The following is a 25,635-nucleotide window of genomic DNA, read 5'->3' as shown; positions in this document are numbered from 1 at the left end:
TTCATCAAGCCGCATGGTTTTGCTGTTGGTCTTTTGCATTGCCCTGATGTTGAGTGCAGTTGCGCTGGCCCAAACACCACCGATGCTAAATGGCGAGATGACCCAAGGCAGCTTGATCCGCGGTAAAACCGATGCAAAGGTTAAAGTCTGGTTAAACGGTGCGCCAATAATGGTAAGCGATAGCGGCAGCTTTGTTTTTGGCTTTGGCAGAGACGCGGGCGCTGAGCATGTGCTCGAATGGCAAAGCGATGGCGCGAAACAAGCAATGCCGCTTACCGTCAAAGCTAGGGAATATGATATCGATCGTATTGAGGGAGTCGCCCAAAAATATGTAAGCCCTCCTGAAACAGTATTAGAGCGTATTCGACAAGACAATCGTGCAATTGCAAATGCTAGAGCCACGCGTTCAGAGCTTACTGATTTTTTAGGCGATTTTATTATTCCAGCAGAGGGACGAATTTCGGGCGTTTATGGCTCTCAGAGGGTGTTTAACGGAGAAGCTCGAAGACCACATTTTGGTTTAGACGTGGCTAATGTGGTGGGTACGCCGGTTATCGCCCCAGTAGGCGGTGTGGTGACATTAGCTCATAATGATATGTATTACTCTGGTGGCACGCTGATCATAGACCATGGTTTTGGCGTGTCGTCTACGTTTATTCATTTAAGCAAGCTACATGTCACGCAGGGTCAACGAGTAGAAAAAGGCGATCTAATAGCTGAAATTGGCGCCACAGGACGTGTGACTGGACCGCATTTAGACTGGCGTATTAATTGGTTTAAAGAGCGCTTAGATCCAGCCTTACTGCTTCAATAATCAAAAAAAAGCTGATATGGGAAAAAACCACATCAGCTTTTTTATTGTTATCATTGGTACTGTCGTTTATATCTCGCCACGTGTCTCGATAAGCTGTTTTTTGATGTCGCGAGCCCTTTCTTCATCTAGGTCATAGGTCCACATTATCCAAATGGCTAAAGCGGCGGTAATCGCTGGAATAGCAATGTCGGCAATACGCAAATAGGTGATAGTTTCTACCGCCTGAGTATCTAAACCAGGATCAAATCCAACCACTTTTAACACAACACCCCCTAAGACTAAAGCGAGCGCCTGTCCAAGCTTTACCATTAGCCAGTATATAGCGCCAAATGTCCCTTCTTTGCGGGGCATGCCATTTCTCAATTCGTCTTGGTCGCATACATCTGCGGTCATACTCAGCATTAGGGTAAACAATCCACCGATACCAAATGCCATTAAGGGGATTGGCATAAATAGCATCCACGGGTTCTCGGGGTTGAAGCCATACCATTTTAAGCAATACCCGATAATCGATATGCCAGTAGATAGGATAAATGCATTTCGTTTACCCCATTTGTTGGCCATCCAGCTAACAATTGGGATGACTAAAAATGCGGTGACAATTGCGCTTACAGTAGAAAACCACGCAGGCCAGCTTCCGGTCAAGCCATAGTCACCATTAAACATATGGAAAACGATAATAAAGTAAGCAAACGACGCCACTAGCTGAAAACCATTGAAGATTAAAAACGTCGCACCACACAACTTAACAAATTCGACGTTATTAAATGCTTGTTTAATACCATCAATTACACTCATTAAATTTTGCGCTAAAGTCCGAAAGGATATTTCTTGAGTGTTCTCAATGTTGCCGCTGTCGATTCCTTTACAAAATAGTCCAGGAATAATACCAAGCACGATACAAACAGCTGCGACATAAAGGGAGAGTTCGCGCACTCCTTCTGCTTGTGTGGTAAATAAGTCCGGGTTAGCAATTAATACCCAAAACCACGGTACAACCATCCAAGCAATCTGCCCCATAAACTGTGAAAACGCCATCAGCCTTGTACGCTCATTGTAGTCAGAAGTGATTTCGTAACCTAAGCCTACAAAGGGGGTGGCAAACATCGTGTTACCCACCGTAAATGCTAATGAAAATGCAAGAAAGTACCAAAAATTATACGCTTGAGAAGCCTCAGGATCCATTTGCCAAAGTAATGCAAAAAACACACCGCTCAATATTGCCCCAACAACTATATAGGGGCGCCTTCTACCCCACTTGCTGCGCGTATTGTCAGTAATGAAACCCATAATTGGGTCGGTAATAGCATCAAAAAGTCTGGGGATACCCGCTAAAATCCCTGCAAGCAGTGGGTCCATCCCAAAGCCTGTAATTAAGAAAAAGGCAAATATACCCAGAGCGGCTGGAAGCAAGTTAAGTACTAGGGTACCAGTGCCATAGGCCGTTTTTTGCGAAAAAGAGACTTTATCTTTAAGTTGAGTTTCGTAATGTGACATAGATGAATTAGCTACTTATATGCGTTAAGTGTTTAAACTGTAAATTTATTGTTAACAACTGTGAGTTGTAACACTTTTGCGTTCGAATGTTATTTTTATAAGATGATTTGGGCAAAAAACACGATGACACGCCCTCATTTATCCATTCGGGCGTATTACGCATTATCATGATTGGTAAAGATTTCTTGGATTTGTTCGGCGTTAAACGTCGTAGGTGCTCGACGACGTATCGCCACCACGACCAGTCCAATTGGTGTGAAAAAACTCACCTCTAGGTTTGTCTTTGCGTTCGTAAGTATGAGCGCCAAAATAATCCCGCTGCGCTTGCAGTAAATTAGCCGGTAAATTTTCAGTGCGATAGCCATCAAAATAACTTAATGATGACGAAATGCAGGGGATTGCAACACCATTTAAAGTTGCTTCTGCTATCACCTTGCGCCAACCACTTTGAGCCTTGCTGAGCATATCGTTAAAGTAGTCATCAAGCATTAAGTTGTCGAGTTCTGGATGGCTGTCGTAAGCTGCTTTAATATTGTCTAAAAATACCGAGCGTATGATGCAGCCCTCGCGCCACATCATCGCAATTGAACCATAGTCGAGATGCCACTTATACTCACTTGCCGCTTCTTGAATAAGTGCAAAGCCCTGTGCATACGAGACCATTTTTGCCGCCAGTAAGGCTTGTTTGAGATCTTCTAAAAATACTGCACTGTCTCCGGTAAAGCTGGGCGTTGGGCCAGCAATCGCTTTTGAAGCGATAACACGCTGCGGTTTTAGGGCCGACAAGCATCTGGCAAAAACCGCTTCACCAATTAGGGTTAGCGGCACACCTAAATGCAAGGCGGTAATACCCGTCCACTTGCCTGTGCCTTTTTGTCCAGCGGTATCCAGAATTTTTTCAACCAAGGGCTCTGAGTCTTCTTTATAGCCCATTATGTCTGCGGTGATATCGATGAGATAGCTCGATAGCTCGGTTTCTTTCCATTGCGCAAATACCGCCTGTATTTCATCTGCATTCATGCCTAAAAGGTCGCGCATCAACACATAACCTTCACAAATTATTTGCATATCACCGTATTCAATACCATTGTGAACCATTTTTACAAAGTGACCAGCGCCTGCTTCGCCTACCCAGTCACAACATGGAATAGTAAGTTCACCGTTTTCATCTTTTACTTTAGCTGAGATAGCCTGAAATATAGGCTTAACATGTGGCCACGCCTCAGGATTACCGCCTGGCATAATAGATGGCCCAAGCAGTGCTCCTTCTTCTCCGCCAGATACACCTGTTCCTACATATAATATGCCAAGCGCCGATAGCTCCGCAGTTCGGCGGTTCGAATCTTCAAACTGACTATTGCCGCCGTCGATGACAATATCGCCTTGGTCTAAGTGTGGTAACAATTGTGCGATAAAATCATCTACCGGCTGGCCCGATTTGACCATTAACATTATTTTACGAGGTGAACTTAATGACGCGACTAAGGTTTCGATGGAGTCTGCGCCGCGGATGGATTTACCTTGGGCGCGGCCGGCTAAGAAACGTTCGACTTTATCAAATGAGCGGTTAAATGCAGTGACGGTAAATCCTTTACTGGCCATGTTCAATATTAAGTTTTCACCCATAACGGCTAAACCAACAACCGCGATATCTGATTGTGCTTTCATAAAGTTCCTTATGTGTTTTATTTCACCCAAAAAACGTAAGTGTTACCGGGTACACAACGATACACTCAAGCGCAGGCTCATTTTAATATGCCTATATTGTAGGTTGAGCCTCGGGTATGACAACTACTAATTGCTATTTTTTTTACGTATTAAGCCATTGGGTAAATTTTGATTCATCTTCAATGGTTAGATAGCAGGTGTTGAGCTGGGCTTCTTGGGCAACAAATAAGACTTCAATCAATTGGTTATCGCGCAAAATATGCAAGACCATGGTGCTATTAATCGGTGTGTTATTTAAACAGCGGCTAAAGTGAGTGATGTTGGTTTTATAACGCCCGCAGGCAACAATAATGTCGTTTAATTGAACACCGCTTAATGCAGCGGCGCCGCCACTGAGTACTTGTACCACTTTTAAGCCAAGCGTTTCTTCGACAAAAGTTGCGCCAATATCTCTAGAGAGCACATGGGAAGCTGGTTTACCGCCTTTGTCAGCATTTGATTCACAGGCGCGCATGTTTATCTTAAGGCCAATACTGTTGACCATGGAAGACAGCGGTAAATCCATTGTAGATGCAACGGCTACGTGCAAAAAGCTACGGATGTCGATGCCAAACTGTTGCTCGCAAATGTCACCAATTACATCATCCAGAGTGCCTGATTCGTCTTTTCCGTATTGTTGCCATAAGTGTCTCATTACGTCGTCTAAGGAATGCTTATCGTGAGTTTGTTGACGAATAGTAATGTCTAACGCTAACGCAACAATCGAGCCTTTCAAATAATAGCTCACGATATGATTGACAGAGCTAGCGTCCTGCTTGTAAAAACGTGTCCACGCGTCAAAACTCGAGTCGGCAATACTTTGCAGATGGCGCCCGGGGTTGCGCATGAGGCGTGTAAAACTCTCACCTAATATTCGGCAGTATTCACTTGCTGAAATAATGCCGGTGCGCGCAAGGGTGAGGTCGTCATAAAGAGACGTGAAACCCTCATAGATCCAAAGCTGTGGAGTGTAGGTTTCTTGTCTTAAATCTGGATTGACCATCACTCTTGGTTTAATGCGCTTGACGTGCCAAGTATGAAAAAGCTCATGGGAGCATAAACTTAAAAACTGTTGGTAATTATCGCTTTTTTGTTCAGGGTCGCCCAGCATGGGTAAGTCAAATCGTGAGAACTGCAGCACGGTGGAAGACTTATGCTCCAAACCACCAAAGCCTTTGTCGCAGAGCAGTGTCATAAACCAATATTCGTCTACCGGACATTCACCAAACAGCGCAATATGGTGGCGGCAGATGGGTTTCAGGTCCTCACATATTCTTGGCAAATCCATGGTTTGAGGGCCAGTAAATACCACATGAAATACGACCCCGTCGACCTCAAAGCTAGCTTTTGATAATTGCCCAAGTAATACCGGATGGTCGATCAACTCTGCATAGTTTTCACTGCGATAGACCGTTTGGTCTGGCTTTAATAAATGATGCGTATGTTTGGCTATGGGCATCGCTGTAACAATATCCCAATTCGCGGTTTTTGGTCCTGGTAATATTTGTAAATAGTGGGGAAGGGCGTCGTAACCGACTACATTTAAGAGTGCGCTGGTACCGTTAAAGAAAGCGTATTCATGATTGATGTAGGCACTTCTAACCGATAAGTCAAAAGCAAATACACGATACATGATCTCGCATTCCGTGATTGGACTGCCGTTTTTACTGGACACTTGCCAGGATTGCTTGTCGAGTTTTTCTAATACTTGCTCGTCACTGTCGCACTCAATTTGCACGATGTTGCGGGCAAAGTCTCGAATCATGTAGCTACCGGGTATCCAAGCCGGCAAGGTCAAGCTTAATGACGTCAGCGCACTCTCTTCGGCAAGCGTGATATTCATCTTTACTTCGAATATATGTTCGCTGAGGTTGGCGGGTGTTACTTGATAGCTAATCGATGCTGGGGTCATAGGTCGGAGTACTGGATAGTTAAAATTATGTGCGCAATGCTAAGGAATAAAGCTTATGGTAGCAAGGTTAACCTTGTCGGATTTGCATAGTCGTTGTAAACTTTCGTGTAATAAGCTGTTAACAAATCAACTTTAAGAGTGATGTATGCGCGAGATCGAAAGGCTGATGAACCACTATGGTGAGAGTCATCAAAATAAAACGAATATATGGATCCATGCTATTGCTGTGCCGGCAATCTATTTTGTTACCATCGGTTTACTTTGGTCTATTCCTATTCCAGAGTTTTTAGCCCAATATAAAATTACATTTGCGCATATTTTAGCGGTTCCAACGCTGTATTATTATTTTAAATTATCGGGCCCCATTGGCGCTGCGATGACCTTGCTAACAATCATATCATTTGGTGGAGTGAAGCTGCTGTTGATGCTCGATATTAACGTGTGGCAATTTTGCTTGGCGCTATTTGTGGTGATGTGGATATTGCAATTTGTGGGTCATAAAATCGAGGGTAAAAAGCCCTCATTCTTTGAAGACCTTCGCTTTTTATTGGTAGGCCCCGCATGGTGGTGGGTTCACTGGCTAAAACGTATGAATATCCAGTACTAGGATGCTCAAAAAGAATTGTTTAAATAAGGTCGCGCAAAATGCGACCTTTTTTATGCCTTGGTTTATTTGCTTAAATAACTAGAGCGGCAAAGGCTCATTATCCTAGCAATGCAATTTTTTCAAGCATACTCAGCGAATAATGATTTAGAGGTTTGAGGTTTTCTCTGCTGTTTTCTAAGGGTACCGATTCAGGATAACGATGGCGGATCCCAGCCATGCGTCCACGCTCATCGTTGATGACCATTTCCACCGCAAAAGTACCAAGCTTACTAGCCAAGATGCGATCTTGCCATACCGGAGAGCCGCCCCTCTGCACGTGACCTAGGGTCAGTATGCGTGTGTCTACTCCGGTTTCAGTCTGCAAAGAATCGCATAGAATATTAAGACCGCCAGGCCAAAGATTTTCGGTGATGACAATAATGTGACTGCTGTTGGCGTGGTTTTTTCGACGTTGATCAAGTTTGTCTAAAATGCGCACAAGCTCGCCTGCCGCCGAATCAAATGTCTCGGGCAGGATCACATGGTCGGCACCCCCTGCAATTGCTGAGTTTAAAGCAATGAAGCCTGCATCTCTTCCCATAACATCGACGATAAATATACGTTCAAACGCATCAGCGGTGTCTCTGACCTTGTCGATACTTTCTACAGCCGTTTGGATAGCAGTGTGATACCCAATCGTATAATCGGTGCCGGCGATATCATTGTCGATGGTGCCAGGTACCCCCACCACGGGTTTATCCCACTCAGCTTGAAGTAATTCAGCGCCTTTAAATGAGCCGTTGCCGCCAATTACTATAAGACCGTCTACTTCTGCTTCATTGAGATGCTTTACCGCCTTGAGGCGATGCTCAGCCTGCTTAAACTTCTCGCAGCGAGCGCTATATAAAACAGTGCCGCCTCGCTGTATTAAGTTACGAATATCTTTATGTTCAAAGGCAACATAATCTTGCTTTAATAGTCCGTTGTATCCGTGTTGGTATCCAACGACATCAATGCCTTCATTTCTGGCGGCCAAATAGACCGCTCTGATGCATGCATTCATGCCTGGAGCGTCGCCACCAGAAGTTAGTACTGCAATTTTCTTTACGCTCATAGGGAACCTTTTTTGCCCTTACTGTCGTATCTAGCATAACAAATTCAAATCAAAGGAAAACAACTGCATGAAAAAAATTATCGTTTTAGTCGCGGTATTTTTGTTGGCAGGCTGTTCGACTAAATTTGCTTATAAGAATTTAGACTGGCTAGTTTACTGGTACGTTGATGATTATATTGAAATGACTAATGCTCAAGAGCAGCAGTTTGACCAGTATATTGCTCAGTGGCAGCAATGGCATGTCGAAACTGAATTACCAAAGTATCAAGCGCATTTAGAGGAATTAGCTAATGATATAGCGCAGCAAAATATTAGCGTCGATCGGATGGGCTACCATCAAGAAAAAGCTCGCGACCATTGGGAGCGACTGCGAGAACATATCTCACCAGGGATAGCGGACATTGCAGCGACGATGGACGAAGAACAAATAACTTATTTTTTTGCGGCGCTCGAGAAGGAAAACGTTAAAGACGAAGAAGAGCGTTTAGAGCGCTTAGCTTTGAGTGACGATAAGCGCAAAGACCGCTGGGTTGATCGTAATTTCGACAATCTAAAAAATTGGTTAGGAAGGCTAAGTGACGAACAAAAAAGCTACATTGAAAATAGTTATGGCAACATGCAATCAAATTCGGAGAATTGGGTAAAGTATAAGCGAGATTACCAACAAGCATTGCGCCTTCAGTTTGCCGCGCCAGAGCGTGATGAAGTGTTCAAAAATGAAATGACGGCTCTGCTAATCAACCCTGAGCAATTTAGAAGTGAGCAAATGCTGGCCACGAGTGCGCACAATGAGCGTGCTACCAAAGAATATTTGCTCACGATATTTAGTTTAAGTACCGAAAAACAGCGTGCGCATTTAATTAAAGAGATAAACGACCTGCGCGATGATGTTGTTGAACTATCGAGTAGAGACTAAGCGAGTAAGGACGAAGTGAGTATGGAGCATCTTGGGCTGAGCCTTGGCCAAGATTTTATTTGATGACTTTTTCGATGTCATCGCGCATGTTAGCAAACTTGGTTTGATGCACGTCTTTTAAGGGCATATTATTCATAAAACGATACAGCTCTTTGGCTTGGGTAACATGTTTAGCATCTGGGCGGTTTGTCTTTTCAATCAGCTTGATCAGGCACTGCAGCAGGTTTAAATTTACATTGATGTTCAGAGGGCAAACTTTTTTGGCGGTACTGAATTCTTCATATGCCTGCTGATAGTTGCCAGAGCTGTATAGGCTTACTCCAGTTTTGTTGTGTTTCACATATTGTTGAAACACCTCTGACGCGTTAGCCATTTCGCTCTCGATCAAATATAAAATCGACTGGTCAACTTTCGCTTCATTTTTACGAATGACTTTGATTAATTTTGTTGCTTCTTCAAAATCACCCAAATCGATCATAAGTTTTAGGCTGTCGGCTGCCATTGCCACTGGGTATTCAGTAAAATTTCGCTCAATTTGAATCTGTGTTTCTTCAAAACTTTTCTTTGATTCAGACTGCTTACCTTCAATAAACAGCATGCGAGAATGAATAACCGACTGAAAAATATCAAAATCAAAATCATCAGGGTTGTCATTGATAGAGTCATCATGCTGCATGCGCTGAATGGTCAGCAAGGTTTCTTGTAGGTAGCGATTTTTAGCACTTTTTTCTTCGCTGTTCTCAGCTAGATCAAGTACAGAACGAATATAGCCACATACGTGATTAATATTCTTATGCACTGAACGCTGCGACAGTTCGTAAATCGATTTTGCACTGTTCATTGCTAAATCATACTGGCCATTTTCTCGGGCGATTTCGCAGACCCTAAAGTGTCGATCAATAGACAGTGGAGAGCGTTCAAGGGCATCTAAGATGTACTTTAAGGCCTCCGGTTTTTTATTATCTTGTAAATAGGCATCAGCGATAATATCGTAAGCTTCAACGGTATTTACTGAGCTTTCAATTACCCGCTTAGCGAGATCGATTGCCTTTGCAAACTCTTTTTTTAATAAGTAAGTTTTCGCCATTGAGCAAACCGCCCAGTGCAGCGCGCGTTCATCTAGTATTTTTGCTAAGACATTTTCGGCCGCGTCATACTTTTCAGTTTTCCAATAGAGCTTTACTAAGAGTTGCAGCAAGTGGTTTGTGTAACGGGGCTCAGTTTCTAAAAAATGCTTACAAGTTTCTATGCTCAAAGTGTATTTTTGATGATCTATTTGGCTATAAAGCGCTGCCAGTGATGTGCGCCTTTGCGTCGCACGGGTAATACGTGCGTTTAATTGAGCCTGCGAAAATGGTTTGATTAGGTAATCATCGGGCTGTTTTTCAAGTGATCCGAGCACCATGCTGCGAGCGCTGTCGCCGCTGATCATAATAAACACAGTAGACGGTCGGATGAGGTTACATTTTCTGATTTCTTCTAAAAATTCGAAACCGTTTTTACGGTTTGTGCCCAAATGTAAGTCACAAACGACAACGTCATATTTATGTTGTTTGCAGGCCTTTAATCCAGCTTCTGCAGACAGTTCGGTATCTATTTTTTTTGCGCCAAGGGATGTCAAAAGTCCACGCAGCAGCATTAAGAACGGCCTACGATCTTCGACGACTAAACATCGTTTGTCTGAATAATCTAATTTTTCCATCTGATCCCGAAGGCACTCATGTCAAATTTGTCTATTGCTAACAGGTACAACTGCGCTAACTGATGCGCAATCTGCTTACCTTTATATCGTTTGCACGGTCAAAGGCTTGAGCTATTTCACCTTTGTGCCGATAGATATTTGTAAGAGAGCCAATATTTAATGCAAATTTAGAAAAAAAGCGGTGTTGTAAATGAAACTAGATGATTATGTTTATACGCAAAAAACACTCAATCAAGCATTGCATGTTGATTCAGCAGGCAAGGCCAGATTTGCGCTATTTTCCGCAATTTTTAATGATCAGCTAGACATTTATAGAGAGCATATTGAACGAGACGAACCATTACTATCAGCAGATCCCTTTGTGGGTATGCATACCAATACCCGATGTCAATATCATTTGATGACCGAAGATGCCGATTATCAAACAGCTCAGGCGCTTAACCGAGCAATAAATCAGCATCAAATGCTGGGTTTTAGCTTATTAATGTGTGCACAAACACACCCTCTATCTATGCACAATGATGAAAAGCACATTAACGAAGAAGTCATTGCAAATTGCTCGTATGCCACTCAGCAAACTCATAGAAAAATGCAATCAGTAGCCACTTTAGTTAACGATGATGAGCTATACGTGCAGCGCCCAGAAATGCTCCACGAAATTATTGAACAAGTGCATGAGCAGTTTGATACGCTCTAGGCAATTCCCCGTTCTCAAGGTCCTACTTAAGCTTTACACAAACTAGATAATTCGATTTTTACAGAGCCTTGTGCTAATCTTCGCACCGCAATTTTGCATTGGTTTTACGTTCCAACTTCGCAAAGGTCACAAGATGAAACAATATTTAGTATGCGCGCTATATAAGTTTGTCGCGCTCGAAAATTATAAAGCGATGCGCGAACCCCTTCGTGTGTTAATGGAATCATTAGCGATAAAAGGTACTATTTTACTTGCCAAAGAGGGTCTCAACGGCACCGTCTCTGGACCTGAAAATAGCATCAAATCACTGCTTGCACATTTTAATGAAGACCCACGAATTGCACCAGTTTCGCACAAAGAGTCATGGCACGACGAGCAGCCCTTTTATCGCACGAAAGTTAAGCTTAAAAAAGAAATAGTGACCATGGGGGTTGAGGGTATCGACCCGCGCAGAACTGTTGGTACCTATGTGAAGCCTGAGGATTGGAATGCGCTTATATCGGACCCTGATGTAACAGTTATCGACACGCGGAATGATTACGAAATTGCAATTGGTACATTCAAAAACGCGATTAACCCGAATACTCAGTCATTTCGTGAATTTCCAGAGTATGTAGCCAGTACACTTAGCCCGAAAAAACATAAAAAAGTTGCGATGTTTTGTACTGGCGGTATTCGTTGTGAAAAATCGACAGCGTACCTTAAGGAACAGGGCTTTGATGAAGTGTATCACCTTCAAGGCGGCATTCTGCAGTACTTAGAAGACGTGCCTGAAGAGCAATCTTTATGGCAGGGTGACTGTTTTGTATTTGATAATCGAGTAGCGGTAAACCATCAACTGCAAAAAAGTGATTATGACCAGTGTTATGGATGTCGACTCCCGATAACCGAGGCCGAAAAACAGACAAACATGTATGAAGCGGGTGTAAGTTGTCCAAAATGTTTTGGTACTCACACTGAGGAACAGTTAGCGCGATTCAGAGAGCGTGAAAAACAGGTAAATTTAGCCCGAGAGCGTCAGCAAGAACATGTAGGCACTGGCGCACGAGACATCATGCATCAGAAGCGAGAAGAAAAAGCGGATGCGCAGAGACAGCGTGCAATGGCACAAAAGGCAGCTCAGCAGTAATTCATCGGTTTTTTTCCTAGACAGTGACAAAGTTATCAGAGTAAACTTGTTATTAACGTTACACAAACAGGGGAAAACCCATGAGTGATACTGACACTTCTGCCAACAAAATGACTAATGAGCAGATAGCAAGTATTCGCAAAGACTTTGATTTTTTTGACCGTGACTTAAACGGTCAAATTGATCTACATGAATTTATTGATTTGCTTACGATATTGTCTCCAAAAACCAAGGCGAATCATGTGCAAGAGGGATTTGACCTGATTGACGGCAACGGCGACGGGTTTATTGATTTTGAAGAGTTTTTAGCTTGGTGGCAGGAATGCTGGTGGGAATACTGAAATAAGTATAAATTGAAAGCGCTTTACGGCGCTTTTTTTTGATCTGAACTTTTGTTTATTGCCACATAACTCCCGATTTTCAGGCTCAAGATAGTGTTCTTGTTGAACCACTCAAAAATAGAAATGTGTAATGTTATGACATGTAAGTTGAGAATTGAGGCTTATTAACCTAATAGGCTCTTAAGCGGCAAAAGGGGGGTTATACGCGGTTCAAAATTATGTGAGAAGTTTGTCCGTCAAAATTGAGTTTAAATTGGAGAATAGGAATAAAGTACATCGAACGGGATTGATATCGCTAACGTGTCTTATCCTTTAACGGTGTATAACCAAAGAACTTTTTAAAGGCACGTCCAAAGCTCGATTGATTAAGATACCCTACCTCTATTGCTACTTGCATAATTGATAACTTACCTTCTTTAATAAGGTCTTGAGAACGCTGCATTCGCTTTTGCGTCAAGTATTCAGAAATCGTCATCCCATAACTAGATTTAAAGGTCTTTGTAAGCTGCGCTTTGCTCATTCCTAGCTCTTTAGAAAGTTTATCTACACTAGGGATTTTTTCTAAATCTCCTTCTAACTTAGTTAGTAGGAGTTTCATTGCGCTATTTTTTGTATTTGAAAGTTGGTTGTCATTGTTATACGCATGCTCTGGAGATTGCATGCAAAGTAATGTGTAGCATAGTAGCTCGGTGAGCTTCGATTCTACAAATTGGTAACTAAGCTTTTCAGTAAATGGATGGTTTAGAATTTGGTCTACTACGCGGCGTATATTGCCTGTCAGAGGAAATGTTAAAACTCTATTGATTTTCGCATTCAATACTTGAGTTATTGAATATGGGAAGTCAATAGAGTGTATGGAAAATAACTCTTCTAGTTTGTCGGGCGTGATCCAAATTCCAACCCCTTTGTATTTTTCTCCTGCTTTATGAAAGCGTGTCTGCTTACTTGATTTACCGTGTGAGGTAACATACAACCGTGGCATATCATTATTTAGAAATGTTTTGCCAGCTAATTGCTGGTCAGAGCCACCATTAAGCATGTATTCGAATGATATTAAATTAGACAGGCTTGTTTTAGTGGTGAAGGCCTCGTCAATTGAAAAGTCTTTAATACCAGCATAGGCTACTTTCCTATACTCATATAAATCGAACCTTCCCGAAGACCAAGTCAGGTTTTTCGCTTGAGAAAAACTTTTTACAGAGACGATACCAGCAGTATTTTTGTTTGTCGCCAAAAGACGCTGCACGTCTTGGACGTCAGCAACAATACAATTATCAATCCGCTCCATTTAAATCACTCACTTAGAAACCGTGGCCCAATATGTCGTTCGCACCTACATTAACACCGAATTAACATAAGCTGCACAAAAATACACGCTGGCTGCACATTATGTGGGTCCATTGTTTCGTATTCTATATCGTAATAAGAGGATATCTACTATGAAATTGCAATTTAACAAAATTAAGCTGTTATTAGCCTTGTCGGCGACTATTGCATTACCAAGCGTTGCAAATCCATTGCTCAATGCAATCGATGAAGATTCACTAGAGGTTATATCGGTCACAGCACAAAAAAGGGCGCAAAGTATTCAAGATGTGCCAATTTCGATGTCCGCTTTCTCCGCAGATACATTGAATAGCATTGGCGCTGAAGATTTTACTGACTTGACAGCACTTGTTCCCAGCTTGAGTGTAGTAGGAGGCTCAGACGCCTTCCCTATTACTTACATTAGAGGTATTGGCACCAATGATACTAGTATCGGCGCTGATCCTAGTATTGGCGTATACATTGACGGTGTATATGCATCTCGCCTAGGCGGGGCATTGACCGAACTATTAGATATTGAGAGAGTGGAAATACTCAAAGGTCCGCAGGGTACGCTTTTTGGCAGAAATTCAATTGGCGGGGCAATCAGTATTATTACCAAAAAACCAAGCGAATTTTTGGAAGGAACATTCAGAATATCATTAGCCAATTACTCAACAAAAAATGCAAGCGCAGTCGTAAATATCCCCTTGGTTGAGAATTCGTTATATGCAAAATTGTTTGGTTCACTTTCTAAAAGTGATGGATGGCAGACCAATACTTTATCAAACCAAAACGGCTATCAAGAAGACAGGGCTAATGGCGGTATTAAGCTTAATTGGTTGGTAAACGATGATATCGAAGTTAACTTATCTAATACATGGAGTAGTTACAACGATACCGCCGGTTATGTCGAAAATATATCATCTGCGCTCCCTGTAAGCGCATTAACAACTAACATAAGCGATAAGCAGGTAGTTAATGGTGGCTTTGACCCCTTCGGTAACCCAGCAAACAATCGTGAGGCAGGAATACCTACATATGATCGTGTATTACGCGAGCATTGGCTAGACATTACTTGGAAAATAGACGACCTGTCAATTACGTCTTTAACAACTTACCGCAAATATACAACTGAATCGGCCAGAGAGTACGATGGTACTGAGTTTTTTCTGGGTGAGAACGTAAGATCGATTGAGTCTAGTGAGTCTACCGGTCAGGAATTCAGGCTATCCTTTGATAACGAAAGTCTTTTTTGGGTACTGGGAACAAGCTTTCATAAAGAAAAAGCGGAATTAGACTTTGTACTTGGCCTGGCAGATTTAGGAGCATTTACAGGTACGCCGTTTAATGGCGGTAGCCCATTTTTTGAGAATAGCCTTACCGCATCTGACACCGATAGCTTTGCAATTTTTGGCGACTTTACACTAGAGTTGAGCGAAAACGCCAATTTAACTGTTGGCGCTAGGTATTCTTTAGACACTAAGACTATGGCTTATAACAACGGCTTTCACGAAAACGGCGCTGCTCTATTAGGTGGATTAGGTCTAATCGTACCAACCCCTGTTCAATTCATTGATGAAAACGGACAAGTCGATCCTAGCGGCCTAAACCTTGAGGACGAATGGACTGACTTGTCGCCAAGAGTCGTTTTGGATTACAAAATTGATAAAAGCCTGATTTATGCAAGCGTGACTAAGGGATATAAATCCGGTGCGTTTAATAGTTATCCGGCACCGAATGCTGCACTCGGATTTAGAGTTGCCCCTGAGTCTAGAAATTCTGTCTCGCCAGAAACAGTAGTTAATTATGAGCTTGGATTTAAGTCTACATTGTTGAACAACGACTTAACTCTGAACGGTTCTTTTTACTATATGGATTACCAAGATCTCCAAATATTCCAAGTCGTTGGTGGCATTACTAGATTAGAAAATGCTGGTAAAGCGGTTAGCAGCGGTCTTGAAGTTGATGGACGATACAATGTTTCTAATAATTTATCTCTTCTATTTAATGCGACATGGATGGACTCTGAATTTAAAGACTACGTTGTAAGTGGGCAAGACTTATCCGGTACGTCACTTCTGTTCACACCCAAGTTTTCTGGCGGAATATCACTCGACCATATCAAAGACATAGATAAGATAGGCGAGATTCGCTCGTTCGTGACTTATTCTTATAAAGGTGATCATTTGCTTGCAACTGGTGTTGAGCAAGACGCGTATTTCTTGCTAAATGCTAAAGTTTCTCTGCTAAGTGAAAGTGGCAATTGGGAACTCGCAATTTTTGGTAACAATCTGACTGACGAAGCTTTTTTAACAAACGTAGCGGGACTATTAAGCGAATTTGGCTTTACTGGCGCATATAGAAACGAACCGCGAACGTTTGGTGCTTCCGTTACTTACAGATTCTAATAGAAATCTGTGAGTGAGATTCATCATAAAGAGTCCAATTGAAAAACATGGCAATCCTAGATGTAACCTTTCGACAAAGTTTGATTATGCAATCAGTATGGCTCGCGATAGCAGCGACATACAATGGCATAAGCATTACATTAACACTTTATGACTACCCGCCGCTTAAAGAGGGCAAACCAGTCGAAACACTTCTTTTTTTGGCATTGTACGGAGTAATCATTTTAATCGGACACGCTAGGCTTTATCGACTTTATATATCGGTAGGTTGCTTACTCACGATCATTCTAATCGTGGCGGGTATTGGCTCCCATATTTATAACGCTTTAAGTATCGGCATATTAGAGGTTTATAACTCTTTTTTAGCTTGGGCATTAGCAATATTAATAAATATTTACGGTGTAACAGCGTTTTTGCTTGGAATATTAATCGCCAAAAATGAAAATCGGAGAAAAAATGACCCACTTACCTATTTACAGTGACCCAAGTGAACAGGAGTTAAGCTCTCGGAAAAATAAGTTGCTTGCTTCTATGGAGCAAAGAGGATTAGATTGTTTAGTAATAACGGATCCAGACAATATTTATTGGTTAACAAATTTTGCCAATTATATTCATGAGCGCCCCTTTATTCTTATATTACCATTATCCGGTCAACTAACATTTATCATTCCAGAATTAGAAAGGCAGCATGCCAGGACACGTTCAATCGGTAATATTGAATTAGATACATATTATGAGTTCCCGTGTGAAGAAGACACAGCATGGCTTGCCGTTTTTCAAAAGCGAATTAGCGCTTTTAAAAGGGTTGGTCTTGAGCTAAACGCACCACAATTTATCTCAAATGCGATTCCATCAACTACCGAGGCTAGCGAACTAGTTGAGGAAGCACGATACGTAAAGTCGGATTATGAAATCTGTAGAATTGTTTATTCGTGTAATTTAGCAACTAGAGCAATGGAGAAGTTGCTTAATATGGCACGCCCAGGATTATCACTGCTAGAGCTTCATTCTAAAATAACTAAGCTTATGCAGATGCAGTTACTAAGTGATAACCCACAAATAAACCCATTAGCGACAAATGTTGCAGCAGTTGTGCAACCTCCGAATGTGTCTCATGATCCTCATAATTTTACTAACTTAATGGATATGGATATGTGTCAAGGTGGGCCTCATGTATCTATTATAAATGGCACAATGAACGGCTATGGCACCGAAGTAGAACGGACTTTTTTCTTGGGCGATGTCCCAAGTAAAGCAGAAAAACCATATCAAGTAATGATGGATGCACGAGCACTATGCATTGAGTTATGCGTGGCAGGGGCAGATATGCATGATGTAGATAGCCGTGTAGTTCAACTGTTAACTAAATATGGTTATGGTGACAATATTTTACATCGCGTAGGTCATAGTATTGGTGTTACTGGGCATGAGGGGCCTTTTTTGGCAAAAGGATTTCATCATCAAATTCAAGCTGGCATGTTATTTACTATAGAACCTGGAATATACATAGACGGTCTTGGCGGGTTTCGGCATTCTGATACGCTATTGGTAACGGAAAATGGGAACAAAGTACTCACGCCGGTAAAAGACAGCCTAAGAGATATGACACTTCCAATTAAAGCGTTTCAATTTAAAACCAGTCCGGCTTTTAAACAAAAAATGCTTCAAGTATATAATCGTTACTTGGGATTGAACCTGTGAGCGTCATAATTAAACAGAGAAGTCGCTTTTTCAATTCAGATAATTACAAGTATTTTGTATTATTCATGTTGGGATTAGTAGCAGCTGTTAACTTTATCGATCGCGCAATATTCTCAGTTTTAGCCGTATCAATAAAAGAAGACTTACTACTATCAGACACTCAAATTGGCTTAGTTGGTGGCGTTGGGTTTGCACTATTTTACGCAATAATGGGACTTCCTTTAGCTAGGTTGGCTGACAAGACTAATAGAATAAATTTACTTACTCTTTGTCTGACTTTTTGGAGTTTAGCGACTGCCGCTTGCGGGCTGGTAGCGAACTTTTGGCAGCTTTTGGCAGCTAGAATAGCCGTTGGTGGTGGCGAGGCAGGATGCTTTCCTGCTTCCTTTTCAGTTTTGTCCGATTATTTCGCGCCTTCTAAACGCGCTTTTGCCATAGGGCTATTCTATTTCGCTGGTTTTTTAGGTTTTACGTTTGGTTTAGCCTTTACGGGAGCATTAGCGGAATCTATTGGATGGCGGCTTACCTTCGTAGTAGTTGGACTACCCGGGGTATTGCTAGCTATATGTTTGAAGTTTACAGTTAGAGAGCCAAAGCGGACTGCAACTGACGAAACTCAAAATAATAGTAAAGTTGAGCTTTTTATAATTATTAAAAAACTGATAAAAAAACGTTCATATATTCACTTAGTACTCGGATATACTTTTTTTATATTTTCTAGCTACGCTATGATGCTGTGGCTACCTCAGTTTTACAATAGGGTACATGGACTCGATAGTAGTGAGATTGGATTATATTTTGGTATGGCTTTAGGGTTGGGCTTAGTCTTCGGCTCTTTTGCAGGCGCAGTCTTAGCGAATAAGCTGATCGCACGTTCAAGGATATGGGAAATGCGTTTTCCAGCACTAGTCTCCATTATGGCCTTTTTTGCATTTTGCACTGTGTTATTAGCGCCTAGTTTACCTATTTCATTAGTAGCTTGTTTTTTTGGCGGGGTCGCCTCCACTGCTGGACTTGGCCCAAACTTCGCTGCAATTCAGTCATTAACATCACCTCAGTATAGGGCTACATCATCGGCTCTAGTGTTATTTGTTGCTGCAATTATCGGCCAAGGCGTTGGCCCCACGTTAGCTGGTGTTTTTAGCGATCTTTTAAACAATGCCGAGTTCGATAATCCACTAAAAATCGCATTATTGGTTATCAGTTTTCCTTTCATACTCTCAGCTATGCATAACTTTTTAGGGAGTAGATCTTTTTTGAATGATTTAGATGCGTAGTGTAGTAATAACTCGTAGGTTAAAAACAGTTAATAATGGCTTTAACTTTTGAAGGTATAAGGGGCAAATATTGTCTATGGTTTAATGATAATAGTATGAGTCTTAGAAACTTATTCTCGGTATATGTAAAATCTAGAAAAATCTAATTTTACGATCGATGGCGATTTTAATGTTTATAAGGTTCATCGACTACTCTGGGGTAACTGAGTGACAGCGTTTAATAGTAGCGAATTCTAGAATGTTGATGTCATTTTGATAGCAATATCGGCCGTCGGCTATCTGCCCATTCTTGCCCTACAATGAAGATTTTAAAACGTCGGTTTTCTTAAATAATGCAGATGATATTGGGTACAAATGTTGGATCGTGGCAATAAACGCTCATTTTATACCTTTATGTTCGATTGCCGGCAATTGTCATGCAGGAGCATGTGGTAATAGTTAAATCGACTCATTCATATCGATTCTCATTGCGCCAATAATTCCTAAGTTATCTGACAATACATACTGACCTATTAAATATGTCAGAACGCTTTATTCAATAACGCTAATTCTCATAAATGGCTTGCATTGTTGATCGTTTGAAAGAATGGATTATTTTTGATTTTTACAATGAAAATCTACGAAAATCATATAAAAGTACATAAAACTTAAGTTTACTAAAAGTTCTCAAGTTCTTAAAAGGTACTATGAAAAACATTAAAATACGCTAAAAGTATCTAAAAGCAATTTATGTTTTAATATCTTATTATTGATATAATTGTTCTAAAAAGTATCTAAATAAGTCTAAATGCATCGAAATATGTATTAAATACATATAAAATTAAATTTATTAATTTATTAATTTATTAAACTTTGTTTTAGCAATAGATGAAGATTAATTTGCATTATACTTTAAAGTTAATACGCTTTTGATATCTAACCAAATTCACTTTCATACTAAATGAAGGTAAGAACAACGAGTAAAATCCTGCCGAGCAATAATCGCGCACATTCGTTTCACAAAGCGATGCTGTTATTGGCGATGTTTTTCAGTTATCTTTTTAAATTAAAGATAAGAAGCTAATACTATGACACCCGCTGTTAATTACTTGAAAGCACAAAAAGTAACATTTGAATTGCTGCGTTACGAGCACGATCCACAATCTACTGCCTTTGGACTCGAAGCCGCCCAGCAACTAGACCTGCCGGTTACACAAGTTTTTAAAACCTTAGTGCTCATGCTCAATAACGAAACATTGCTTACTGCTTTAGTCCCAACAAGCTCAATGCTCGATATGAAGGCTGTTGCGCAACAGATGAACGTAAAAAGTGCAAAAATGGCAAGCCCTGATTTGGTTAAAAATAGCACCGGTTATGTGTTGGGAGGCGTCAGCCCATTTGGTCAGAAAAAAACACTGCCAACGATATGTGACGTTTCAGCCAATGAATTTGAAATAATATATGTTAGCGCGGGAAAGCGTGGCCTAGAGTTAGCGATATCGCCCAATGCGCTTTCACTTTGCTTATGCGCCAGCTTCGCTCAAATTTCAAAGCAGAAATAGTATGTTGGATGAACGCTTAGGGTTAAATTATACTTTGCGAAAGAGAACAATGGAGCGATTATGATCTTAGATGAAGCTAGCCCAAATTTTAATAAACACAGATGCTTATTTGCCGCAGTTTTAATTGCTTTTTGCCTGACTTCTCTAGGTTGCAAATCCTCAAATGCAAATACTGGCTTGCCAAAGCCAGCAGAAGCCTCCAAGCAACTACCAGACTCAGCACAATCAAAAAACAAACCTGAAGGATGGGTAATGCTTGAGTTTGACATCAATACTTTGGGCGAACCAGTCAACATTAGCGTGTTAGAGTCTGTGCCCGCCCGGATTTTTGACAAGGAAGCAGTGAGGGCATTAACAAAGTGGAAGTATAAGCCCAAAATAGTCGACGGTGTTCCGGTAGTGCAGAAAGATCTAAAAGTGCGCTTGGACTTTACTTTGGTGACGGAATCTCAATGACAAAAGTGGATTTAATTTTGCTATGCAAAGGGATCTTTCTGGGCGGCCTCGGTTCTGTTGGATCACTTGCTTCAATATTGGCGCTCGTTTATTTAAGTCGCTATGATCCATTAGATATGGGCTTGATATTTATTACAGTATTCGCACTAGCGATTTGTTTGATGCTTTCATTATGGGCTACCGGCTTTTGGAAACATTGGGGAATGTTGTTATTTTTTCTGATCTGTCCCATTGCTCTTGTAGTTGATTACTCTTTTAATCCATTATTTCCGATGGGTGTGATTGGTTTTTCAGCGCTCTGTTACGCATTTAAACCAACAAAGATTAAGCATTTGTAAGAGTACCGCATTGACACCGCATAAGTGCATTGTTCTGCCAAGGCATAACTTGAAATGATGGAACCTGTAAAAAGAGTTGATTCAGCCCATATCTAAAGATAAGCGGTACGGTGCAATATACCTATCCGAAGATGCTTTGGAATGGTGGTATGTTGCTATTAGCACTGATATGTGGGCCGCTTACACATTTGCCAAAGGCATTTCAGAACATCTGATTGTTGGCTACTCATCGATATCATCAACAGACGCATCAGGCTCTGCCCTTGGCTTACGTTTGATCGGTATAAAACCCATTTCTTCAGACTCGAGCGGATTAAAGCGTTTTTTAGGGGCTTGTTTTTGTGTTTTCGTAACTTTTTTTGCGAAAGGCTTTTCTACTTTTTCCTGCATTTCTTTTGGTTTTAGACCTAAGCCTTTAAATCGAGCAGCTAAGCCCTCAAACTCGGTGAAATCGAAGCGCTGCTCTAAGCGAGACTGTATGGCTAAAAAACTACGCCAGTCTTTGCGGCTCACAAACGAGAGCGCGTTGCCTTTTTTACCGGCGCGGCCTGTGCGACCGATGCGGTGCACATATTCATCTGCAAATTTGGGTAAGTCGTAGTTAATTACTTTGGCAATGTTGGCGATGTCTAAGCCACGAGAGGCGAGGTCGGTAGTGACCAGCACGCCGGTTTTGCCGCGCCCAAAATCATTAATAATGGCAGAGCGTTGGTTTTGCAGTAACTCACCGTGTAAAAACGTGGCGCTGATGTTTTGTGCTTTCAAAAATGCAGAGAGGCGTTCGGTGTCGCTGCGCGTAGCGGTAAATATCAGTGCTTGCTCACGGCCTTCTATTTCGACGGCTTTTAGTAAAAGCTGGTCTTTATGACTGACGCCATCCGCAAAGTAGAAGTTTTGGGTGATATCTTCATGCGGCGTGGCTACTTTATCGATGTTGATTTTAGCTGGCGCTTTGAGCATCAGCTGCGTCATATGATTGACCTCGGCGCTGTCGATAGTGGCCGAAAACATCATGGTTTGTCGCTTACGATGGTCTGCACTGGTGTTGATGTTCTCCAGCGCTTTTTCAAAGCCTAGCTCAAGCATGCGGTCGGCTTCATCTAGTATCAGTAGTTCTAAGCCATTTAAAAACAGGTGGCGGGCCTCGAGATGGTCGTTTACTCTGCCTGCGGTTCCCACTACGATATGCGGGTTGCGTTTGAGCGCTTTTGCTTGGTCGTTGTAGTTTTCGCCACCCACAATTAATGCGCATGATAAAGACTGCTTCTGTGTAAGCGCTTTTGCTACTGAAAACACTTGCTTGGCTAGTTCACGAGTAGGCGCCAAAATAAGTGCGCGAGGATCACGTTTAGACAAGGCTTTTTGAGTCAGTAAGCGCTGTACAGCGGGCACTAAAAACGCCAAAGTTTTACCCGAACCGGTTTTTGAGGAAGCGAGAATATCTTTACCCATCAAACCATGTGGGATGGCCTGCTGCTGGATGTCGGTGACTTCGCTCATCTGCATAGTTTGCAGTATGCTTAGCAATCGATTGTCTAAAGGGAGTTCGTTAAATAACAAAATGGCGCTCATATGCAAATAGGAGCGCCATTATAAAGGTTTACGGGCCTAAGCTAAACGCTTATTGCCGCTAAAACGTGTTTTAGCTAAATTTCATCTCAGGAATATCGCCGCTGACTACCAATTTACCTGCGGTTTTCTCTTGGATTTCTGCAATGCTAACGCCTGGTGCACGCTCGGTGAGATGAAACGCGCCGTCTTGCACTTCAAGTACCGCGAGGTCGGTAATGATCCGGGTAATACAATTTACGCCGGTAAGAGGCAGCGTGCAGGCCTCTAATAGCTTAGAGTTGCCGTGTTTGTCGGCGTGGGTCATGGTCACAATGATGTTTTTTGCACCCGCTACTAAATCCATAGCACCGCCCATTCCCTTGATTAATTTCCCCGGGATCATCCATGAGGCGATATTGCCGTTTATGTCCACCTCAAAAGCACCGAGTACGGTAAAGTCCACATGGCCGCCGCGGATCATGGCAAAACTTTCTGCTGAGTTAAAAATAGATGCACCGGTAGAGGCTGTAACCGTTTCTTTACCTGCGTTGATCATGTCGGCGTCAACTTGCTCCTCGGTAGGATAGGGCCCCATGCCTAACAAGCCATTTTCAGACTGCAGCATCACGCTGATGTCTTTGGGCACATAGTTTGCTGCAAGGGTAGGAATGCCGATGCCTAAGTTAACGTAGTCACCGTCTTGAAACTCTTGCGCAACGCGCATTGCGATTTGGTCTCTGCTTAAGGCCATTAGCTTGCCTCCTTTGCCAATACTTTGCGTTCAATGCGTTTTTCAAATGAACCTTTGATCACGCGATTCACATAAATGCCGGGGGTATGAATTTGGCTAGGCTCTAATTCCCCAGGCTCGACGATTTCCTCTACCTCTACCACCGTAATTTTACCGGCGGTTGCGGCCATAGGGTTGAAGTTCATAGCGGTATGACGATACATGCAGTTGCCGTATCGGTCTGCCTTCCAAGCTTTTACAATGGCAAACTCGCCGGTGATGCTTTCTTCCATAATGTATGGGCGGCCGTTAAATTCTTTTACTTCTTTGCCTTCACCTACGGGGGTGCCGTAACCTGTGGCTGTGTAGAAGGCAGGAATGCCAGCACCGCCTGCGCGCATTTTTTCTGCTAGCGTGCCTTGTGGCGTGAGCTCTACTTCTAGCTCGCCGTTAAGGAGCTGCTTTTCAAACAAAGCATTTTCACCCACATAAGAAGACACCATCTTTTTAATTTGCTTATCTTCCAAGAGCAGGCCTAAGCCAAAGCCATCCACACCGCAGTTATTAGACACTACCGTCAACCCCTTGGTGCCCATTTTTTTGATTTGGGCGATAAGTCCTTCAGGAATGCCACACAAGCCAAAGCCGCCTGCGATAACGGTCATGTTATCTTCAAGGCCTTGCATGGCCTCTTCGTAACTTGACACTACTTTATTAAAACCTGCCATTGATTGCTCCTGTTGTGATTCGTCAAAGCACTTTTGAGGTGCATTTATAAGAAGATGCTGTAGAGCCAGCTTAGATTCTAGTATTTACGACTTGCTATGTTTTGTAAAATTAATTTAATATTCTAATTGATAGATTTATTGGAATAATTAGCATGTCTGTTTCATATAAAAATATGTGTGCTTTTGTGAGTGTCGCGCAAGCTTCAACCTTTGCAGAGGCGGCTGAAAAACTTTGCCTGTCGCAGCCCGCTCTATCTACCTCTATTAAAAATATGGAGATACAGTTAGGCGGTCAGCTATTCACCCGCTCCACACGGCGAGTCAGTTTAACGCCGGAGGGGGCAACGTTTTTACCCATCGCCAAGCGACTGATTGACGATTGGAACAGCGCGCTAACCGATGTACAAGATTTGTTTAGTGTGCAAAAAGGCCGATTAACTGTGGCCAGTATGCCGTCGTTCGCTGAAGGTAATCTTGCACAAATACTGCAGCGCTATCATCAGAATCATCCTAATATCATGCTAAGGGTGCATGACGTGGTGATGGAGAGAGTCATTGAGGCGGTGCAAAGTGGCAGAGCCGATATTGGCTTTGTGTTTGAACCAGAGTCCCTACAGGGCTTAAGCTTTGCGCCTTTACTGACTGATAATTTTTGTGTGGTGATGCCCACCGGGCATGAGATGACTGCGCTATCCAACATATCACTTGAAGAGATTCAGGCTTATCCCTTAGTCGCCATGAACATTGGTTCTTCCATTAGGCTATGGATGGATAATGCCTTTGCCGAAGAGAGCATAACGCCCACCATTATTGCTGAGGCTTCGCAGCTCGGTACTCTAGGACAATTGGTGAAAACGGGTTTAGGTTTGGCGATAGTGCCAGAGCTTTCTCAGCAGCAGATGCTTAATAAGGGTCTTAGCTGTGTGCCCTTAGATAATGCTTTGTTAAAGAAGCGAGTGGGGATGATTGCGCTAAGCTCTGTAGGTTTATCAAGCGCAGCGCAGATGCTTTGGGATACCGCAATCAGCTGAAATGCTAATAAAAGCACTTTAAGTGCAAGTTGGTAAAATGCTCTATTAAATTAGGGATATAGCATTGGAAATCACGAATTGATTTAGTGAGGTTCTATGTAATACCATCTAACAGTGCGTGTGTTTAGCCGCAAGCAAATGCCTGAGCAGA

23 protein-coding genes are annotated in these 25,635 nt (G+C 42.2%); 14 read left to right on the top strand and 9 right to left on the bottom strand.

Translation table 11 applies throughout. The features are described 5' to 3' along the window. The first annotated feature begins 19 nt into the window (after positions 1-19). Positions 20-814: a M23 family metallopeptidase gene (locus AB9H30_RS03610; RefSeq protein WP_371193476.1), complete on the top strand. Its 795-nt coding sequence runs from the start codon at positions 20-22 to the stop codon at positions 812-814. 66 nt (positions 815-880) lie between these two features. Here the strand turns inward: AB9H30_RS03610 and AB9H30_RS03605 are convergent, their stop codons facing one another. From AB9H30_RS03605 to AB9H30_RS03595, 3 genes are all read right to left on the bottom strand, one after another. Continuing rightward, on the bottom strand, positions 881-2,311 hold the full coding sequence (locus tag AB9H30_RS03605; protein ID WP_371193278.1) for an MFS transporter: 1,431 nt from the start codon (positions 2,309-2,311) through the stop codon (positions 881-883). 201 nt (positions 2,312-2,512) lie between these two features. Then, the gene (gene gnd, locus AB9H30_RS03600) at positions 2,513-3,979 is read right to left on the bottom strand and encodes a decarboxylating NADP(+)-dependent phosphogluconate dehydrogenase (RefSeq protein ID WP_371193277.1); all 1,467 of its coding nucleotides are present in this window, start codon (positions 3,977-3,979) and stop codon (positions 2,513-2,515) included. Positions 3,980-4,121: 142 nt separating this feature from the next. Next, positions 4,122-5,930 (bottom strand): M61 family metallopeptidase, encoded by a 1,809-nt coding sequence (locus tag AB9H30_RS03595; protein ID WP_371193276.1) that lies wholly within the window; start codon positions 5,928-5,930, stop codon positions 4,122-4,124. Positions 5,931-6,075: 145 nt separating this feature from the next. Between AB9H30_RS03595 and AB9H30_RS03590 the strand changes: the two genes are divergently transcribed. Next, positions 6,076-6,537, top strand: coding sequence for a DUF962 domain-containing protein (locus tag AB9H30_RS03590; RefSeq protein ID WP_371193275.1), 462 nt, complete (start codon positions 6,076-6,078; stop codon positions 6,535-6,537). A gap of 97 nt (positions 6,538-6,634) precedes the next feature. On the opposite strand, the gene AB9H30_RS03585 is transcribed toward AB9H30_RS03590, so the two are convergent. After that, positions 6,635-7,630 carry an ATP-dependent 6-phosphofructokinase gene (locus tag AB9H30_RS03585; RefSeq protein ID WP_371193274.1) on the bottom strand — a complete coding sequence of 332 codons (996 nt, stop codon included), beginning with the start codon at positions 7,628-7,630 and terminating at the stop codon, positions 6,635-6,637. Positions 7,631-7,697: 67 nt separating this feature from the next. Here AB9H30_RS03585 and AB9H30_RS03580 point away from each other — a divergent pair, with 67 nt between their 5' ends. Next, positions 7,698-8,546, top strand: coding sequence for a DUF6279 family lipoprotein (locus AB9H30_RS03580; RefSeq protein WP_371193273.1), 849 nt, complete (start codon positions 7,698-7,700; stop codon positions 8,544-8,546). Positions 8,547-8,601: 55 nt separating this feature from the next. Here the strand turns inward: AB9H30_RS03580 and AB9H30_RS03575 are convergent, their stop codons facing one another. Further along, on the bottom strand, positions 8,602-10,248 hold the full coding sequence (locus AB9H30_RS03575) for a response regulator (protein WP_371193272.1): 1,647 nt from the start codon (positions 10,246-10,248) through the stop codon (positions 8,602-8,604). 190 nt (positions 10,249-10,438) lie between these two features. Here AB9H30_RS03575 and AB9H30_RS03570 point away from each other — a divergent pair, with 190 nt between their 5' ends. The 3 genes from AB9H30_RS03570 (at position 10,439) to AB9H30_RS03560 (ending at position 12,415) form a co-directional block, all read left to right on the top strand. Further along, entirely contained in the window at positions 10,439-10,945 is a 507-nt protein-coding gene (locus AB9H30_RS03570) for a hypothetical protein (RefSeq protein WP_371193271.1), read from the top strand. A 133-nt stretch (positions 10,946-11,078) separates the two neighbouring features. Continuing rightward, positions 11,079-12,074, top strand: coding sequence for a rhodanese-related sulfurtransferase (locus tag AB9H30_RS03565; RefSeq protein ID WP_371193270.1), 996 nt, complete (start codon positions 11,079-11,081; stop codon positions 12,072-12,074). Positions 12,075-12,154: 80 nt separating this feature from the next. Beyond that, positions 12,155-12,415 (top strand): EF-hand domain-containing protein, encoded by a 261-nt coding sequence (locus AB9H30_RS03560; protein ID WP_371193269.1) that lies wholly within the window; start codon positions 12,155-12,157, stop codon positions 12,413-12,415. A gap of 295 nt (positions 12,416-12,710) precedes the next feature. Here the strand turns inward: AB9H30_RS03560 and AB9H30_RS03555 are convergent, their stop codons facing one another. Next, complete coding sequence (locus AB9H30_RS03555; protein ID WP_371193268.1) at positions 12,711-13,703, bottom strand: helix-turn-helix domain-containing protein; 993 nt, start codon at positions 13,701-13,703, stop codon at positions 12,711-12,713. A 151-nt stretch (positions 13,704-13,854) separates the two neighbouring features. Between AB9H30_RS03555 and AB9H30_RS03550 the strand changes: the two genes are divergently transcribed. The 7 genes from AB9H30_RS03550 (at position 13,855) to AB9H30_RS03520 (ending at position 21,444) form a co-directional block, all read left to right on the top strand. Then, entirely contained in the window at positions 13,855-16,131 is a 2,277-nt protein-coding gene (locus AB9H30_RS03550; protein ID WP_371193266.1) for a TonB-dependent receptor, read from the top strand. Positions 16,132-16,217: 86 nt separating this feature from the next. Then, positions 16,218-16,613, top strand: coding sequence for a hypothetical protein (locus AB9H30_RS03545; protein ID WP_371193265.1), 396 nt, complete (start codon positions 16,218-16,220; stop codon positions 16,611-16,613). Further along, positions 16,588-17,832, top strand: a complete 1,245-nt coding sequence (locus tag AB9H30_RS03540; RefSeq protein ID WP_371193264.1) for a M24 family metallopeptidase — start codon at positions 16,588-16,590, stop codon at positions 17,830-17,832. The genes AB9H30_RS03545 and AB9H30_RS03540 overlap by 26 nt, the downstream gene beginning before the upstream one ends. A gap of 65 nt (positions 17,833-17,897) precedes the next feature. Continuing rightward, entirely contained in the window at positions 17,898-19,109 is a 1,212-nt protein-coding gene (locus AB9H30_RS03535; RefSeq protein WP_371193263.1) for a spinster family MFS transporter, read from the top strand. Positions 19,110-20,176: 1,067 nt separating this feature from the next. Next, on the top strand, positions 20,177-20,650 hold the full coding sequence (gene ybaK, locus AB9H30_RS03530) for a Cys-tRNA(Pro) deacylase (protein WP_371193262.1): 474 nt from the start codon (positions 20,177-20,179) through the stop codon (positions 20,648-20,650). 60 nt (positions 20,651-20,710) lie between these two features. After that, positions 20,711-21,106, top strand: coding sequence for an energy transducer TonB (locus tag AB9H30_RS03525; protein WP_371193261.1), 396 nt, complete (start codon positions 20,711-20,713; stop codon positions 21,104-21,106). Further along, positions 21,103-21,444 carry a hypothetical protein gene (locus AB9H30_RS03520; protein ID WP_371193260.1) on the top strand — a complete coding sequence of 114 codons (342 nt, stop codon included), beginning with the start codon at positions 21,103-21,105 and terminating at the stop codon, positions 21,442-21,444. The genes AB9H30_RS03525 and AB9H30_RS03520 overlap by 4 nt, the downstream gene beginning before the upstream one ends. A gap of 222 nt (positions 21,445-21,666) precedes the next feature. Here the strand turns inward: AB9H30_RS03520 and AB9H30_RS03515 are convergent, their stop codons facing one another. From AB9H30_RS03515 to AB9H30_RS03505, 3 genes are all read right to left on the bottom strand, one after another. Further along, positions 21,667-23,004 (bottom strand): DEAD/DEAH box helicase, encoded by a 1,338-nt coding sequence (locus AB9H30_RS03515; protein ID WP_371193475.1) that lies wholly within the window; start codon positions 23,002-23,004, stop codon positions 21,667-21,669. A gap of 82 nt (positions 23,005-23,086) precedes the next feature. Further along, the gene (locus AB9H30_RS03510) at positions 23,087-23,746 is read right to left on the bottom strand and encodes a CoA transferase subunit B (RefSeq protein ID WP_371193259.1); all 660 of its coding nucleotides are present in this window, start codon (positions 23,744-23,746) and stop codon (positions 23,087-23,089) included. Then, entirely contained in the window at positions 23,746-24,453 is a 708-nt protein-coding gene (locus AB9H30_RS03505; protein ID WP_371193258.1) for a CoA transferase subunit A, read from the bottom strand. Before AB9H30_RS03505 ends, AB9H30_RS03510 begins: the two co-directional genes overlap by 1 nt. A gap of 152 nt (positions 24,454-24,605) precedes the next feature. Here AB9H30_RS03505 and AB9H30_RS03500 point away from each other — a divergent pair, with 152 nt between their 5' ends. Continuing rightward, the gene (locus AB9H30_RS03500) at positions 24,606-25,484 is read left to right on the top strand and encodes a LysR family transcriptional regulator (protein ID WP_371193257.1); all 879 of its coding nucleotides are present in this window, start codon (positions 24,606-24,608) and stop codon (positions 25,482-25,484) included. The last annotated feature ends 151 nt before the right edge of the window (positions 25,485-25,635 follow it).

This window comes from Glaciecola sp. SC05 (assembly GCF_041380235.1).
Taxonomy (GTDB): Bacteria; Pseudomonadota; Gammaproteobacteria; order Enterobacterales; family Alteromonadaceae; genus Glaciecola.
The sequence above is the reverse complement of the archived record's forward strand: the minus strand, read 5'-3'. Positions and strand labels throughout refer to the sequence as shown.